This is a genomic window from Gallibacterium faecale (assembly GCF_027920745.1).
Taxonomy (GTDB): domain Bacteria; phylum Pseudomonadota; class Gammaproteobacteria; order Enterobacterales; family Pasteurellaceae; genus Gallibacterium; species Gallibacterium faecale.
The window spans coordinates 1-15,420 of the sequence record NZ_JAQIBB010000002.1; the positions used below are offsets into that span (position 1 = coordinate 1).

General features: G+C 38.1%; 17 protein-coding genes and 1 pseudogene. 9 read left to right on the forward strand and 9 right to left on the reverse strand.

The genetic code is table 11. The annotated features are described in order from the left end of the window. Positions 1 to 23 precede the first annotated feature (23 nt). Both PF272_RS00630 and PF272_RS00635 read right to left on the reverse strand, forming a co-directional pair. Positions 24 to 272: a NirD/YgiW/YdeI family stress tolerance protein gene (locus PF272_RS00630; RefSeq protein WP_271141255.1), complete on the reverse strand. Its 249-nt coding sequence runs from the start codon at positions 270 to 272 to the stop codon at positions 24 to 26. Position 273: 1 nt separating this feature from the next. Further along, positions 274 to 798: an SRPBCC family protein gene (locus tag PF272_RS00635; protein WP_271141256.1), complete on the reverse strand. Its 525-nt coding sequence runs from the start codon at positions 796 to 798 to the stop codon at positions 274 to 276. Positions 799 to 920: 122 nt separating this feature from the next. On the opposite strand from PF272_RS00635, the gene PF272_RS00640 reads away from it, so the two are divergent. Next, a complete protein-coding gene (locus PF272_RS00640) occupies positions 921 to 1,826 on the forward strand; it encodes a LysR family transcriptional regulator (RefSeq protein WP_271141257.1) in 906 nt (301 codons plus the stop codon). A gap of 142 nt (positions 1,827 to 1,968) precedes the next feature. Beyond that, a pseudogene (locus PF272_RS00645) lies at positions 1,969 to 2,871 on the forward strand (IS256 family transposase, variant Zn-binding type); the annotation flags it as partial. Positions 2,872 to 3,017: 146 nt separating this feature from the next. Here the strand turns inward: PF272_RS00645 and argH are convergent. The 3 genes from argH to argC all read right to left on the reverse strand — a co-directional run bounded on the left by argH (position 3,018) and on the right by argC (position 6,243). Further along, entirely contained in the window at positions 3,018 to 4,391 is a 1,374-nt protein-coding gene (gene argH, locus PF272_RS00650; RefSeq protein ID WP_271141259.1) for an argininosuccinate lyase, read from the reverse strand. Positions 4,392 to 4,459: 68 nt separating this feature from the next. Beyond that, positions 4,460 to 5,233, reverse strand: a complete 774-nt coding sequence (gene argB / locus PF272_RS00655; protein WP_271141260.1) for an acetylglutamate kinase — start codon at positions 5,231 to 5,233, stop codon at positions 4,460 to 4,462. 2 nt (positions 5,234 to 5,235) lie between these two features. Beyond that, positions 5,236 to 6,243, reverse strand: coding sequence for an N-acetyl-gamma-glutamyl-phosphate reductase (argC, locus tag PF272_RS00660; RefSeq protein WP_271141261.1), 1,008 nt, complete (start codon positions 6,241 to 6,243; stop codon positions 5,236 to 5,238). Between the two features lie 79 nt (positions 6,244 to 6,322). Between argC and argE the strand changes: the two genes are divergently transcribed. The 4 genes from argE to ppa all read left to right on the forward strand — a co-directional run bounded on the left by argE (position 6,323) and on the right by ppa (position 9,292). Further along, positions 6,323 to 7,471, forward strand: a complete 1,149-nt coding sequence (gene argE, locus PF272_RS00665; protein ID WP_065236952.1) for an acetylornithine deacetylase — start codon at positions 6,323 to 6,325, stop codon at positions 7,469 to 7,471. 107 nt (positions 7,472 to 7,578) lie between these two features. Next, entirely contained in the window at positions 7,579 to 8,061 is a 483-nt protein-coding gene (trmL, locus tag PF272_RS00670) for a tRNA (uridine(34)/cytosine(34)/5-carboxymethylaminomethyluridine(34)-2'-O)-methyltransferase TrmL (protein WP_065233600.1), read from the forward strand. Continuing rightward, positions 8,061 to 8,687, forward strand: coding sequence for a LysE/ArgO family amino acid transporter (locus PF272_RS00675; RefSeq protein WP_271141262.1), 627 nt, complete (start codon positions 8,061 to 8,063; stop codon positions 8,685 to 8,687). Before trmL ends, PF272_RS00675 begins: the two co-directional genes overlap by 1 nt. Positions 8,688 to 8,764: 77 nt before the next feature. Further along, complete coding sequence (gene ppa, locus PF272_RS00680) at positions 8,765 to 9,292, forward strand: inorganic diphosphatase (RefSeq protein WP_065233602.1); 528 nt, start codon at positions 8,765 to 8,767, stop codon at positions 9,290 to 9,292. A 78-nt stretch (positions 9,293 to 9,370) separates the two neighbouring features. Here ppa and PF272_RS00685 read toward each other — a convergent pair whose 3' ends face one another. Further along, positions 9,371 to 9,709 carry a carboxymuconolactone decarboxylase family protein gene (locus PF272_RS00685; protein WP_065233609.1) on the reverse strand — a complete coding sequence of 113 codons (339 nt, stop codon included), beginning with the start codon at positions 9,707 to 9,709 and terminating at the stop codon, positions 9,371 to 9,373. Between the two features lie 120 nt (positions 9,710 to 9,829). Here PF272_RS00685 and PF272_RS00690 point away from each other — a divergent pair, with 120 nt between their 5' ends. The 3 genes from PF272_RS00690 (at position 9,830) to PF272_RS00700 (ending at position 12,548) form a co-directional block, all read left to right on the forward strand. Next, positions 9,830 to 10,729: an AraC family transcriptional regulator gene (locus PF272_RS00690; protein ID WP_271141263.1), complete on the forward strand. Its 900-nt coding sequence runs from the start codon at positions 9,830 to 9,832 to the stop codon at positions 10,727 to 10,729. A 97-nt stretch (positions 10,730 to 10,826) separates the two neighbouring features. Next, positions 10,827 to 11,612: a M48 family metallopeptidase gene (locus PF272_RS00695; RefSeq protein ID WP_271141264.1), complete on the forward strand. Its 786-nt coding sequence runs from the start codon at positions 10,827 to 10,829 to the stop codon at positions 11,610 to 11,612. Between the two features lie 27 nt (positions 11,613 to 11,639). Next, entirely contained in the window at positions 11,640 to 12,548 is a 909-nt protein-coding gene (locus PF272_RS00700; RefSeq protein WP_271141265.1) for a DMT family transporter, read from the forward strand. 68 nt (positions 12,549 to 12,616) lie between these two features. On the opposite strand, the gene PF272_RS00705 is transcribed toward PF272_RS00700, so the two are convergent. The 3 genes from PF272_RS00705 to cysT are packed head-to-tail and all read right to left on the reverse strand — an operon-like array spanning position 12,617 to position 15,369. Then, positions 12,617 to 13,684 carry a sulfate/molybdate ABC transporter ATP-binding protein gene (locus PF272_RS00705; protein WP_065234765.1) on the reverse strand — a complete coding sequence of 356 codons (1,068 nt, stop codon included), beginning with the start codon at positions 13,682 to 13,684 and terminating at the stop codon, positions 12,617 to 12,619. Between the two features lie 9 nt (positions 13,685 to 13,693). Next, a complete protein-coding gene (gene cysW / locus PF272_RS00710) occupies positions 13,694 to 14,527 on the reverse strand; it encodes a sulfate ABC transporter permease subunit CysW (protein ID WP_271141266.1) in 834 nt (277 codons plus the stop codon). Between the two features lie 8 nt (positions 14,528 to 14,535). After that, the gene (cysT, locus tag PF272_RS00715; protein ID WP_271141267.1) at positions 14,536 to 15,369 is read right to left on the reverse strand and encodes a sulfate ABC transporter permease subunit CysT; all 834 of its coding nucleotides are present in this window, start codon (positions 15,367 to 15,369) and stop codon (positions 14,536 to 14,538) included. Between the last annotated feature and the right edge of the window lie 51 nt (positions 15,370 to 15,420).

A 15,420-nucleotide genomic window follows, 5' to 3' on the forward strand; every position in this document is an offset into this window, starting at 1 on the left:
AATTCAGTCCTTAAAATAACAGTCTAACTTTTCGGGGTCAGATCAAAATCTTGTTGTGCTTTTTTTTCAATTTTTAATTCAAGTGTCCCAGTTTCATCTTCAAATAAATAACGTTTGTCATCAATACGGCTAATAATCTTGCCTCGTAATTTCACTGTACTATAGCGTTCAGCTTGTATAGTTTGTGCAACAGTATGTGTAGGTTCGACTGCATATACTTGCAAACTAAACAATGCAGCCGTTAATACAATAATTGAAAGCAATGTTTTCATTTTATATCTCCAATTTAGTTCTAACACTATGCACAATACCATCCAACCACGCTTGATGCCCATTAATCATTGGATTTGGTACTGTTTTTGCCAATACTTTCGCTGGCTCACCAATTTGGGATTCTTGTGTCAAAATACGGATTCTACCGCCATCAAGCTCTTCTATTAACCAAGCATGAATCACATCTAAGCGTTGATCTGTTCCCAACTCGCCATCCCAGCCATGCCAAGATATACGCCCTGGTTGCCCATTACTTGGCGCAACATACTCTGTAATTTCCGCCTCTATTGGGAATCCAAATGTTCTAAAGAAGAAACGTGCAGCAGGATATAATTTACTATCTTGATAATCATCATAAAAATGAATATCTGCTACATTACTATAATAAAGTGGCCAATACTTCGTATCATTTAAGTATTTCCATACTTCATCAATATTCATACCGGCAACAATAACTTCATTTGAACAAAAATTATCGGTAAATCCTGGTGTATAGCCTTTTGGCCAATTAATTGAACTTTGCATAAAACCTCTTAGTTACTAATATTATTCTATTGAATGAATAGTATAATTAGCGATTACACACAAGTTAAATTGACTATTACAATATTCAATATCACAAAGATGATTATTAATTAGAGGTTGATATGAAAAACTTACGTACTCTGGATTTAAATCTACTCAAAGCCTTTAATGCTTTAATTGAAGAAAAAAGTGTCAGTAAGGCAGCGAAAAAACTCGCTGTTAGCCAACCAGCAATGAGTGGCATATTAACGAGATTACGAGATAGTTTTGATGATCCATTATTTGTTAGAGTACAACGAGGCGTTCAGCCAACGAATCGTGCATTAGAATTAGCGCCAAGAGTAAAAAATCTTTTAATGGAAGCAGAATTACTCCTTAAACCGAGTGTTTTTGATCCGCAAACTGCAACAATGACGGTTAGATTCGTTTGTACTGATTATGCTATGCGTGCTGTCATCGCTCCATTCTTACAACGATTAAAACAACAAGCACCTCACATTAAGGTGGCGGTTTTAGCGATTATTGATAGCACCATTCAAAAACAGTTAGAACAAAATATTATTGATTTTGCGATTGTAACGCCTGATTTTAAAGCACCAGATATCTATGCTAAACATTTATACGATGAACAATATGTGTGTGCTGTTCGCAAAGATCATCCAATTGCTAAACAATCTAAATTATCACTTAAACAATTTTGCCAATTAGAACAAGCCTTAGTTTCATATCATGGTGGTAGCTTTTCAGGTGTTACTGATGAAGCATTAGCTAAGCAAGGTTTACAACGAAATGTTACTCTTTCTGTACAAAATTTTATTGTATTACCTGAAATTCTACAGAATAGTGATTTACTTGCCGTGGTTCCAAAACGCTTAGTTCATCATTTAGATAATATTAAATTATTTGAACCACCACTCCCCATCGAGGGATTTACTAAATGCTTAGTCTGGCATAAAAGAACCCATTACGATCCTGCTTTCCAATGGTTGAGAGAAAAAGTGATTGAGGTATGTAGAGAACAGGTTTAATTATTTTTATTCTTAGTGTTGATATGCTATGTAATGTACTTTTAGGCGTAATGGACAAATTGGATGCTAAAAACTTCTGAAAAGCTTATCATGAAAGGCTTTTAGATAGGTCAAAGGCTTTGAATACAAAAAATGCTTTTTCTGTGGCTCAAATCGAGTCAAAAAGAATGGCACTCGCAACCATAAACAACGTTACAAATGTTCGGATTGTCATCGTCAATTTGACGGTGGCAATCGCATCAATTCTCACGAAATTTGGCTAGCCTACACACAAGGCAAGCAAACCATCAAGCAACTTGCCATTCGTTATCATTGCAACGAAAAGACCATCAGACGACACTTAGATAAAGTCCAAATCACGCTAAAAACCCCGACATCAATCGCTGTTAATTTACTGATGGATACCACCTATTTCGGACGGGAATACGGCATCATGGTTTTTGCAGACAGCCGAACGCAACAAATACTTTTTATCAAAACAGTTGAATACGAAACCAATCAACACTATCTTGCAGGCATTCAATACCTAAAATCACAGCACATTGAAATACAAAGCATTATTTGCGATGGACGACGTGGATTAACCACATTATTGCCTGATATTCCTGTACAACTTTGTCAATTCCACCAAGTACAACGCATCATCCACTACCTATCGCGTCATCCTAAAGATCCTGCACCACAAGCACTGTTAGCCCTCACATATCGAATGAAAAATTGTACAGAAAAAGAATTCAAACAAGGCTTGAAACAATGGTATCAACAACACAAAGAATATTTAAATGAACGTAGCATCAATTTAGAAACAGGTAAAACGTGGTATACCCATAAACGTCTGAGAACGGCTTATTTCAGTTTAAAACGAAATATACCGTTGTTATTTCAATTTGAGCAATATTCGGAGTTGAATATTCCCAAAACCACAAATTACTTAGAAGGTCTATTTGGAGATTTAAAGAACAAATTGAGATGCCATCAAGGGTTAAAGAAGGAACGTAAGATAAAGTTTATTCAGGATTATTTGATGAGTAAAAATGACTTTTAGCCTCCAAAATGTCCATTAGGAGGCTGTTTTATGATTGTAGCCTCCATTTTGTCCATTACTCCTACTTTTATTAATTCTGACAAATAAAAAGTGTTCCCCTCATCCATAAAAAGAAGAACACTTAGTATTTTTAGCTATTTATAAATTTACTTAATCAACTGCTTCGCTTCTGCAATCGCTTCTGCAACGCGTTGTAGTGATACGCCACCTTTTGCACAACGTTTATTCAAACAAGATTCTAATGAAAGAATCGCGTAAACATCTTCGCTGATAACATCACTAAAACGTTTAAATTCATCAACACGTAACTCTTCTAGTGCTTTTGATTTACTAATTGCATAAACCACTGCTTCGCCAACAATATGGTGAGAATCACGGAATGGAACGCCTTTTGCTACGAGATAATCTGCTAATTCTGTCGCATTAGAATAGCCTTTTAACGCTGCATTACGTGTTTTTTCGTGGTGGACTTTAATATCTTCTAACACTAATGCCGCCATATCCAAGCAAGCGTGCCAAGTATCTAAAGCATCAAAGATACCTTCTTTGTCCTCTTGCATATCTTTGTTATAAGCAAGTGGTAAGCCTTTGACCGTTACTAACATTCCATTCAATGCGCCAATAACTCGCCCAGCTTTACCGCGAATTAATTCGCACGCATCAGGGTTTTTCTTTTGTGGCATTAACGACGAACCAGATGTTACGCGATCCGAAAGTTCAAGGAAATTTGCTTCACCGCTATTAAAGATAATTAAATCTTCAGCATAACGAGAAAGATGTACCATACTTAATGATGCAGTAGCTAACAGTTCAATAATATGGTCACGGTCAGACACACTATCCAAACTATTACGTGTTGCACGGGTAAATCCCAAATCTTTCGCTAATTGTTCACGATCTACTGCATATGCGGTACCAGCCAACGCCCCAGAACCTAAAGGACAGGTATCCAAACGGCGATAAGCATCCGCTAAACGTGAATAATCGCGCTCTAACATCTCAAAATAAGCCATACACCAATGTGCAAACGAAACAGGTTGTGCCCGTTGTAAATGGGTATAACCTGGCATCACGGTATTTTGATGATTTTCTGCGGTAAAAATCAGTTGGCTTTGTAGATGGCGGATTGCTTGTTGCAGTGAAGTAATTTCTTGTTTACACCATAATTTAATATCTAAAGCGACCTGATCGTTACGGCTACGTCCTGTATGGAGTTTTTTACCAAGATCACCGACTTTCTCAATTAGTTTACTTTCAACCCAACTGTGGATATCTTCTGCATCATCTTGCAAAATCATTTCAGGGTTATTTGCTACGCTTTCTTTTAATTCAAGCAATGCGGCTTCAACTTGTTTTTGTTCTGCTGCCGTAAATACATTGACGCTAACTAATGCCTTTGACCAGCCAATCGAACCATCAATATCCTGCTGTGCCAAACGATAGTCAAAACGTAATGAGTCATTAAAGGTTTTAAAACGTTGATCTGCCGCTTGTGTAAAACGACCGCCCCAAAGTGCCATAATTACCTCAATAAAAAATGAAACCGCCACTAAATGGCGGAAGTTAATTTAAACCAAAGCCTTGCTAATTAAGGCTGAATTCTTGTACCAATACATTGACCTGCAAATAAATCAGCCAGCTTTTCTGGTTTCTTCCAATTTGCAATCTCTACTGGTTGATTTAATGCTTGCGCAGCGACTAGTGCTGCTTCAACTTTGACAATCATACCATCTGTAATAACTTGATCATCTATTAATTGCTGAATTTGTGATGAATTTAACGCTGGGATCAGATTTTTTTGTTTATCTAAGACACCATCAACATCAGAAAGCATCACTAAATCCCCTTGCAATAGTGTTGCAATCGCTGTTGCAGCCTGATCCGCATTAACATTCATTAAACGCCCTGCTGGATCAATCGCAATAGAACTGATGATCGGTAAAAAACCACTTTCTAATAAGCTGGTTAATAATGTTTGTTGTGCTGGTGCAACTTTTGCTACATGACCTAACTCAGGATCAAGCTGTGTCGCTACGGTTAAATCACCATCTCCTAAACTGATGCCAACTGCATTTAATCCTGCCACTTTTGCCGTTGCTACTAATTTTTTATTTGCAATACCTGCTAATGCGCCAGTAATAATTTCCACTTGATCAGGTGGAGTAACACGTAATCCCTGCTTTTTGCGGACAGGTAATTGCAAACGTTGCATTAATTCATCAACAATACAGCCGCCACCATGCACAATAACAATTTCACGTTGTTGTGTTTGTTTAAATTTAGCTAAGGTAGTAAGTAAATTTTCCATTGCTTGCGGTGTATCTAATAATGCACCGCCAACTTTAATGATTAATGGTTTCATTGTTAAATCAAGCCTAAGGTTGGATTAAAGCCATAACGAATATTCGCACATTGTACTGCTTGTGCTGCCGCACCTTTTAATAAGTTATCTTCTGCACCCACCACAATAATATGTTGATCTTGTACTGCAAACGCAATATCACAATAAGGGGTAAATTCTACTGCTTTGATACTTGGGAAGCCTTTATCATAAACCCGTACTAACGGTTTATCAGTATAAGCTTGAACAAAAGCTTGCTTTACCTGTTCTGCGGTAACACTTGCTTTTAATTTTGCAGTAATGGTTGCCAAAATCCCACGTTTAAAATTGCCCAAATGCGGAGTAAAAATCACTTCTCGCCCTAAATGGGTAGCAATTTCTGGTTGATGACGATGAGTGAATACGCCATACGGATTTAAACTCACTTCACAAAAACTGGAGGTTAAACTCGCTTTACGTCCAGCGCCACTCACACCACTCACCGCATTAATAACGGGAACTTGGACTTCGTCTAATAAATCATTCACAATTAATGGTTTTAAGCAGAGTTGGGATACTGTTGGATAACAACCAGCAACCGCAATCAGGTCTGACTGTTGGATCAGCGCTTCATTCCATTCTGCCAAACCATAAACCGCTTTCTCCAACAAGTCAGGATATTGATGTTCAAAGCCATAAAATTTAGTATAAAACGCTGCTTGATTAACACGATATGCTCCAGATAAATCAAACACTTTACAATTATGCGCAAGGAAAACTGGGGCAAGTTGATGACTTACTTCATGTGCTGTTGCTAAAAAGACACAATCCGCCATCTGTGCAAGCGTGGTTAAATCTTCTGGTAAAGGCTGCAATACCAAATCAACCACACGTTTTAGTTGTGGATAAATCTCTGAAATAGGTTTATCTTTATCCAGACTATTTGCCGAAACATATAGCCCACAAAGTTCAAAATTAGGGTGTTTGACAAGAATGTTTGCGAGTTCAGCCCCTGTGTAGCCACTCGCACCAATGATGAGTGTTTTTAGCATAATTTCATAAAATAGTGATTAATTATGCTAATATTTTGCATAATTATTTTATTTGAATCAATGTTTATTTGAGGTAACCATGGCAAATCTTCCAGATTTTCTTTCTTTATATTCACAACTTATCGAAATTCCGACCATTAGTAGTACAGATAATCCTCAATTAGATCATAGTAATAAACCACTAATCGAAAAATTAGCTAACTGGCTAACAGACCTTGGTTTTAAAGTTGATATTTTGCCAATCGAAGGTTCTAACAATAAATACAATTTGTTGGCAACTTATGGCAGTGGCGAGGGTGGTTTGCTATTAGCAGGTCATACAGATACTGTGCCATTTGACGCTGGACGCTGGCAATTTGATCCTTTCAAATTAACAGAACAAAATGGGCGTTTTTATGGTTTAGGTTCTGCTGATATGAAAGGATTCTTCGCCTTTATCGTGGATACATTACGCGATATGGATTTAAGCAAACTGCAAAAACCTTTACGTATTCTCGCTACTGCGGATGAAGAAACTACGATGTTAGGAGCAAGAACTTTCGCTAAACACGCTGAAATTCGCCCTGATTGTGCAATTATTGGCGAGCCAACTTCATTACAACCTGTCCGCGCTCACAAAGGGCATTTTGGTGATTCGGTTACTGTGATTGGTCGCTCTGGTCACTCTAGTGATCCTGATAAGGGAATTAACGCAATCGAAATTATGCATCATGCGACAGGGCATCTAATGCAGCTACGTAATGAATTAAAAGAGAAATTCCATAACGACTTTTTTGCCGTGCCTTATCCGACCTTAAACTTTGGTTCTATTCACGGTGGGGATGCGGTGAATCGAATCTGTGGTTGTTGTGAATTACAGTTTGATATTCGCCCATTACCGAATATGGGATTAGAGTCATTAGATGAAATGATTCAAGAAAAGCTGCAACCACTGTTTGAACAATACGGAGATTTACTACAAATAAAACATCTGCATGATGGTATCCCTGGTTATGAATGTTCACATAAAGCAGAAATTGTTGCAGTGGTAGAAAAATTATTAGGTAAGCCTTGTGTTTCTGCCAATTATTGTACTGAGGCACCGTTTATTCAACAGCTTTGCCCAACATTAGTTTTAGGCCCAGGCTCTATTGAACAAGCACACCAACCTGATGAGTTTTTAGCTGCTGAATTTATTCAACCAACCAGAGATTTATTAAAAAAATTAGTACAACATTTTTGTGCTTAAACTCTTAACTAAGGCGGTAAATACAAAATTACCGCCTAACTAGTTGCCAACAAAATTAAGAAGTAGAAAAATATTACGCTTTTATTGACCACTCAAGTTAAAAAATTATGTTAGATATTGTCCTTTATGAACCTGAAATCCCACAAAATACAGGGAATATAATTCGTCTTTGTGCCAACTGTGGCTTCCGTTTACATTTAATCCACCCTCTTGGCTTCCAATGGGATGATAAAAAATTACGCCGTTCCGGCTTGGATTATCACGAATTTACAACTATTAAACATCACCAAAACTATGCGGAGTTTCTTGCTACCGAAAAACCAAATCGTCTATTTGCGTTAACTACCAAAGGTGGCCCAGCTCACAGCCAAGTTCAATTTCAGCTAGGTGATTACTTAATGTTTGGCCCAGAAACCAGAGGCATACCAATGGATATCTTGAACGCGATGCCGATTGAACAGAAAATCCGTATTCCTATGTGTGCGAATAGTCGTAGTATGAATTTATCAAATTCAGTGGCAGTAACCGTTTACGAAGCTTGGCGGCAGCTTGGCTATCAAGGGGCAATTAATCTTTATCAGGAATCCTAATGAACGCTTTCTTACATGGTATTTTTGTCACAGGCAGTTTAATTGTAGCAATCGGAGCACAAAATGCCTTTGTATTAAAACAAGGATTATTAAGACAACATGTTTTTGCTGTCGCCCTAGTCTGTTTTTTGTGTGATGTGGTGCTATTTTGTCTTGGCGTGTTAGGCTTAGGTTCATTTATTAGCCATCATCATACTGCTGCCGTTGCATTAGCCTTTATCGGCGCTGGTTTTTTATGTATTTATGGCTTACGGGCATGGCGTAGTGCCTATCGCGGCAATGCAAGTTTACAGCTCGACTCTGGTGCAAATACTGCATCATTAACCAAAACAATTTTACTGACACTCAGTGTTACCTTACTCAATCCGCACGTTTACCTTGATACTGTGGTTATTATTGGTGGCATTGCGGGTACATTAGCTTGGCAAGAAAAAATCGCCTTTTTAATAGGTGGACTTTGTGTTTCTGCAATTTGGTTTTTCAGTTTAGCATATGGAACTCGCTTTCTTATCCCACTATTTAAAAAGCCATTTACTTGGCGTGTATTAGATTTTGTGATCGGTGCGATTATGCTAATGATTGCTTGGGGATTATTTCAATATGGAATGACGCTGTTACCAAGCTAATTCTCGACTTTTTGTAACAAATAGGGCTATAATCGCAAAGTTTTTTACTTAACTTTTTTCATTAGAAGGAATATACAATGGGTTTAAAAAATGTACCTGCTGGTAAAGAATTACCAGATGATATTTATGTTGTAATCGAAATTCCAGCAAATTCAGATCCAATTAAATATGAAGTAGATAAAGAGTCTGGTGCATTATTTGTTGACCGTTTTATGGCAACTGCAATGTTCTATCCAGCAAACTATGGTTACATCAATAACACACTTTCTTTAGATGGCGACCCTGTGGATGTATTAGTCCCAACACCATATCCACTTCAACCAGGTTCAGTTATTCGCTGCCGCCCAGTAGGCGTATTAAAAATGACTGATGAATCTGGTCAAGATGCCAAAGTAATTGCTGTACCACATAGCAAATTAACTAAAGAATATGACCACATCAAAGATGTGAATGATATTCCTGCATTATTAAAAGCACAAATCCAACACTTCTTTGAAAGCTACAAAGCATTAGAAGCAGGTAAATGGGTGAAAGTTGATGGATGGGAAGACGTTGCTGCTGCACGTGAAGAAATCCTAGCTTCATTTGAACGTGCGAAAAAATAATTAATTTTTAGCCTATAAAAAACCGTTATACCTCACGGAAATAACGGTTTTTGTTCTCTGACACTCACTAAAAAATCATTATTCTGTTTTTAATGTTTCATAAGCATCTAATACACGTGCAGAATAAACCATTGCTGCACCTGCATTCATCGCCACAGCAACACCTAAAGCAGCAGCAATCTCTTCTTGAGTACAACCTGCTTTAATCGCTGCGTCAGTATGTACATTAATACAACCATCACAACGAGTTGTTACTGCGCACGCTAAAGAAATTAATTCTCTGGTTTTTGCATCTAATGCACTTGCTTCACCTGCTTTACTTAAGGTTTGATAACCTTTCATTGTATCTGGTGAAAGTTTGCTGAAGATACCTAAACGGCTCATTAATTGAGTACGATATTTTTTCCAATCTAACATAATTTTCTCCTCATAAATTCATTGTTATCTCGATTTAACGCAGGCTATTTTGCACCTTTCCTATAAGACTATAAAGATGTTAGAATCGCAAAAAACTACGTTATCATCTCATTTAAAGTTATGGATAGTATTGATCATTTCCTAGAATTATTAGATATCAAAACGTCTATTGATGTGTTTTGCAGTTTCAAAGCACCTTATTTAATTGAACATCAGCAAGCTGAAAAAGGTACTGCTTATTTTCATTTATTGTTGGAGGGAAGTTGCGATATGCATTCCGCACAACAGACCTATCATCTACAAGCAGGTGATTTTTGTCTATGGACACAAGGTGGAAAGCATCATATTGGTCATCAAGCTTCTCAAGAACCTTTACAGTTAGAACAGCAAAACGGCATTTTATATCGACACAACTGTACAACCGATCCTACGCTACAAATGTTATGCGGACATTATCAAGCGACCAACCACGCAGCCGCTGGCTTACTGAAGCTATTACCAGAACCGTTAATCGTTTCATTAAAAGATATTCCCCAATTACAAGCGTTATCGAGTTTGATTCATCAAGAGGCTTTAGCTCGCCATTTAGGCAGTGCAACTGCAATTAAAGCGATGTGTGAATTATTATTGCTGTTTGCCTTACGTCATTTAACTGAATTACCGCAACAACAAAATCTGATCGGGCTATTTTCTGATCCCGCATTAAGTAAAGTGATGACGACCATTCTGGAAGATCTTTCAATTTCTTATACTACCGAAGAGCTTGCTAATATCGCTTATCTTTCCCGTGCCACATTTGCACGGAAATTTCATCAGGCAACCGGTATGGGTATCCAAACATTAATTCGGATTTTACGGATGTCTCTTGCCGCAAAATTATTAATGCAATCTCATTTAAGCCTGACACAAATTATGGAAAAAGTTGGTTACCAATCCGAAACGGCTTTTCATGATGCGTTCAAGGCACAATTTGGCATCACACCAGCCCGTTACCGCAAAAGGTTACAAATAAATGCTTAAATTGTTAAATCTTTGCTATTGATCTTTGTAATAAAAAACGAAATGATAGCCACTATGGCAACTATTTCTTATTCATCACAAAATAGGAGAATCTACTATGCTCACTCTTTCGCCAACATTAAAACGTACTTTAACTGCGTTATGTATGACGATTTTATTAGCTAGCTGTGCAGATACCCGTTCAATTAATCAATCTTCTGCTAACCAATATCATCAAGCCATTACTGCAGAAAGAGGCAAAGGAACTGTTGATACAACCTCAACAACAGCAAAACGTGTTCACCGTATTTTTAGCAAAATGGTACCTTATGCTCGCCAATACAATAAAACCGGCGTACCATTTGATTGGGAAATTACTGTAATTAAGTCTAATGAGCTTAATGCTTGGGCAATGCCGGGTGGAAAAATGGTGTTTTATACCGGTTTAGTCAATAAATTAAATCTAACTGATGATGAAATTGCCGTAGTCATGGGGCACGAAATGGCTCACGCTTTACTTGAACACGGTAAAAGCCAAGCAAACCGCCAAACAGCAGTATCTATTGCCGCTGTAATCGCTATGGGAGCTTTAGCCTCTCAAGGTATCAGTGCTGGGACTTCGCAAGATTTAGTTGGTAGTGTAGCTGACCTTGGGATTATGAAACCTTTCTCACGTAGTGCTGAAAGTGAAGCTGATGAATTGGGTTTAATGCTAAGTGCACAATCTGGTTTTAATCCACAAGCCGCACCAAATTTATGGGATAAAATGCAAAAAATGAGTAATGGCGGTTCTATTCCAACCATTTTTTCTACTCACCCAAGCGATAAATCTCGTAAAGAAAACTTAGAACGTCTTATGCCAAAAGCAATGGAGCTCTATACAGCTTCAACGAAAGCAAGATAATAATTAAATATAAAATAGGAAGAAAATATGCAAAAACAACGCCTCGCCATACCCGGAATTATTTTCGGTTGTGTGGTGTTTGGTTTGGGCAGCTTAATTGTTGCCCATGTACCGGTCGGGGCTTATGCTATCGCTTTTTGGCGATTAGCAATCGCCGCAGTCATCTTTTTCATTTTGGCAATTAGTTTTAAACAGCGTATGCCAACCTCTCGTAAAGCTATCGCTTTTGCCCTGCTTGCTGGTGTATTTTTAGCGTTCGATCTGGCGTTATGGCATGAAAGTGTTTACGCCGTTGGCCCCGGTATTTCCACCTTACTAAACAGCCTGCAAATTTTCTTTCTGACAGCAATTAGTTTTCTCTATTTCAAAGAAAAACAATCATTCATGCAGTTGGTCAGCCTCTGTTTAGCCATTATTGGAGTTTATTTGATTACTGGCAGTGAATTTTCTTATAACGACAATGCTTTATGGGGGTTCATTAGCGGTATTCTGTCTAGTTTATTCCTTGCCTTATCAATGGTGTTTATTCGTAAAACTCACGAGGTCGAACAGACATCGACTTACCCTATGATGCTATTAATTAGTATTGGCGGAATGGTTGCATTAATTCTACCGGCGCTACTATTGAATGCGGATAACCTCTATCCAACTACTGCTCTAGATTGGTTCTGGGTGTTTGTATATGGCGCGGTAATGCAATGTTTTGCTTGGGGGATGATTGCCTATTGCGTACCATTACTTTCCCTTGCCTTAACTGGGTTATTGCTTCTCTCTGAACCTATTGCTGCTTTAGTAATTGACTATTCTGTGTTAGATAAACCAATTAATTTAATTCAATGGAGCGGTGCAGCTATTACTATGTTTGCAATCTATCTTGGTTCCGTTTCCTCACAACCACGCAAAGCAAAAATTCGCCGTATTAAGAGAAAGCATTAACATTGATGACTGAATTCACCTCGATCAAAAGGGGCGAATTTCTCTGTGGATAACCCAACTTTCCAAACTCAAATATTCATATTTTGGAATAAACTTAAGTTATCAGGGATCAAAAACACGGTTTCACCCACTTTAAATTGTTCCGTTTGCAGTTTTTCTTTGGTTAATAGCACTTCTATCGGCTGTTCACTTTGTGCACTCATAATCTCAATTCGCGCTAAAAATCCAATAGAATAAATATGTACTATTTCCCCTTTCGCTAAAGCATTTTCTGCAGAACGAGAAAGCGTTAATTCATATGGGCGTACATACGCAACCGTATCGCCATTCGTAGTTGCTGTTTGTTGTTTCGTTAAGCGATGCGCGAATTCACCGACAATAAAATTCTCTTGGTCTAATACCCCACGAAACACATTACTATCCCCCACAAATGAATTCACAAATTGGCTTTGTGGCGCATGATAAACTTGTTCTGGTTGATCGACTTGTTCAATTTTCCCTTGATTCATCACCACAATGCGATCAGCTACTTCTAATGCTTCTTCCTGATCGTGCGTAACAAAAATACTGGTGATATTTAGTTCTTTCTGTAATTGAGCTAACCAGCGGCGCAACGTTTTGCGTACTTGTGCATCTAACGCAGAAAAAGGTTCATCAAGTAATAATACTTCCGGTTTTACCGCTAAAGCACGAGCTAACGCAACACGCTGGCGTTGACCACCTGATAACCGATCTGGATAGCTCTGTGCAAATTTCTCTAATTGCACTAAGCGTAATAACTCCATCACTCGTTGTTCAATTTCCGCAGCGGATAAACGCTGTTTACGCGGTTGGATACGCAATCCAAAGGCGACATTTTCAAAAATAGTTAAATGGCGAAACAACGCATAATGCTGAAAAACAAATCCAACTTTACGCTCTTTTGCGCTTAAATGGCTAACTTCTCGTCCTGAAAATAAGATATTGCCACTATCCGCAAAATCTAATCCTGCAATAATCCGCAATAAGGTCGTTTTACCACACCCACTTGGCCCTAATAACGCCGTAAATTCACCTTGCGGAAATTCTAAATTAATCTGAGATAATGCTGTAAATTGTCCAAACGTTTTATTTAAATTTTCAATCCGAATTGTCATAACAACCTCTTAATTCTGACTCAATGCGACCGCTTTACGTTTTTGCCAATAGACAATTCCGTGTTGTGCTAATAGTGTAAAAAGTGCCATTGCTGCTAATAACGAGGCACAAGCAAATGCCGCTGTAAATTGATATTCGTTATAAAGAATTTCGATATGCAAAGGGATAGTATTCGTCAAATTGCGGATATTGCCAGACACAACACTGACAGCACCAAACTCGCCCAACGCACGTGCATTCGCTAAGATTACGCCATATAACAATGCCCATTTGATTTTAGGTAAAGTAATTTTGAAAAAGATTGTCCAGCCTGATGCCCCCAGCGTTAAACCTGCTTGCTCTTCTTGGTTACCTAAGGTTTTTAACGTTGGTAATAAAGATTTCACCACTAATGGAAAGGTAACAAATAAGGTAGTCAAAATAATACTTGGTAAGGCAAAAATTACCTCGATGCCATGATCAATTAACCACCCTCCAAATAATCCATTGACACCAAATAGCAACACAAACATTAACCCCGCAACAACTGGAGAAATAGCTAACGGTAAATCAATTAATGCGCCTAGTAAGGCTTTACCTTTAAAATCAAAGTTAGCTAATAACCATGCCATCATTAAGCCAAAAAATAGATTGAGCGGTAATACAATCGCAATCACCATTACGCTTAATAAGATCGCATTTCGTGCTTCTACTTCTTGTAAGGACTCAACAAAAATATGCCAGCCTGCCTGCAAGCCATAGTAAAAAATACTGAATAAAGGCACGAGTAATACCAAGCCTAAAAACAGGAAACTCAAAGTTAAACAGAGATAACGTTGCCAGTGAAAAACTGAATTTTGCATACAAACTCCTATTTACTGACAAAATGACGACTTAAATAGTTTTGCCCAGTATTGAATAACAACAGCACGGCAAACGAAAATACCAACATCACAAAGGCAACAGCTGCTGCGCCTTGCACATCATAAATATCTAACTTAGACATAATCATTAAAGGCACGATTTCAGACACCATTGGGATATTGCCAGCAATAAAAATCACCGAACCATATTCACCTAACGAACGTGCAAATCCCATACCAGCACCGCTTACCATTGCTGGATAAAGCGTTGGTAATAATACTTTATGAAAAGTTTGCCAACGGCTTGCCCCTAGAATATGTGCTGCTTCTTCTAGAGCTTTCTCTTGACTGGCTAATACGGGTTGAATTGCTCTCACCACGAAAGGAAAGCTGACAAAAACTAATGCCACGCCAATACCTAATGGCGTAAAGGCAATTTGCCAACCAAATTGAGCAAAGAACTGACCGATTAATCCATTGGGTGCATATAACGTTGCTAATACAATACCCGCTACGGCGGTTGGTAATGCAAAAGGTAAATCAATTAACGCATTAAGTAGCGCTTTTCCGGGAAAAGCATAACGGACGAGAACCCAAGCAACTAATGTGCCGAAAAATAGATTAACTAAAGTAGCAAAGAAAGCCATTTTGAAAGAGAGATAAATAGAAGCCAACACACGTTGATTTAAAATCACTTGCCAAAATGTATGCCACTCTAATTGTAAGACAGTAACACATAGCATCACCAACGGCAGTACGATCATACTGCCAATCCACAATAAACTGACGGTGAAACTCGTTTTAAATCCTGCTAATACTGCGGGTGTATTGAGAATATTCATAAAACACTAAAATCCACTCTTGTTAAAAGATAAAACGGAATGGTTAGTCAA

Bases quoted from the DNA above. Each gene is read 5' to 3' on its own strand.
- argE (WP_065236952.1), top strand. From the start codon at position 6,323: ATGGCAAATCTTCCAGATTTTCTTTCTTTATATTCACAACTTATCGAA.
- PF272_RS00640 (WP_271141257.1), top strand. From the start codon at position 921: ATGAAAAACTTACGTACTCTGGATTTAAATCTACTCAAAGCCTTTAAT.
- PF272_RS00675 (WP_271141262.1), top strand. From the start codon at position 8,061: ATGAACGCTTTCTTACATGGTATTTTTGTCACAGGCAGTTTAATTGTA.
- trmL (WP_065233600.1), top strand. From the start codon at position 7,579: ATGTTAGATATTGTCCTTTATGAACCTGAAATCCCACAAAATACAGGG.
- argB (WP_271141260.1), bottom strand. From the start codon at position 5,233: ATGAAACCATTAATCATTAAAGTTGGCGGTGCATTATTAGATACACCG.
- PF272_RS00635 (WP_271141256.1), bottom strand. From the start codon at position 798: ATGCAAAGTTCAATTAATTGGCCAAAAGGCTATACACCAGGATTTACC.
- cysT (WP_271141267.1), bottom strand. From the start codon at position 15,369: ATGAATATTCTCAATACACCCGCAGTATTAGCAGGATTTAAAACGAGT.
- PF272_RS00700 (WP_271141265.1), top strand. From the start codon at position 11,640: ATGCAAAAACAACGCCTCGCCATACCCGGAATTATTTTCGGTTGTGTG.
- cysW (WP_271141266.1), bottom strand. From the start codon at position 14,527: ATGCAAAATTCAGTTTTTCACTGGCAACGTTATCTCTGTTTAACTTTG.
- ppa (WP_065233602.1), top strand. From the start codon at position 8,765: ATGGGTTTAAAAAATGTACCTGCTGGTAAAGAATTACCAGATGATATT.
- PF272_RS00630 (WP_271141255.1), bottom strand. From the start codon at position 272: ATGAAAACATTGCTTTCAATTATTGTATTAACGGCTGCATTGTTTAGT.
- PF272_RS00685 (WP_065233609.1), bottom strand. From the start codon at position 9,709: ATGTTAGATTGGAAAAAATATCGTACTCAATTAATGAGCCGTTTAGGT.
- PF272_RS00695 (WP_271141264.1), top strand. From the start codon at position 10,827: ATGCTCACTCTTTCGCCAACATTAAAACGTACTTTAACTGCGTTATGT.
- PF272_RS00705 (WP_065234765.1), bottom strand. From the start codon at position 13,684: ATGACAATTCGGATTGAAAATTTAAATAAAACGTTTGGACAATTTACA.
- argH (WP_271141259.1), bottom strand. From the start codon at position 4,391: ATGGCACTTTGGGGCGGTCGTTTTACACAAGCGGCAGATCAACGTTTT.
- PF272_RS00690 (WP_271141263.1), top strand. From the start codon at position 9,830: ATGGATAGTATTGATCATTTCCTAGAATTATTAGATATCAAAACGTCT.
- argC (WP_271141261.1), bottom strand. From the start codon at position 6,243: ATGCTAAAAACACTCATCATTGGTGCGAGTGGCTACACAGGGGCTGAA.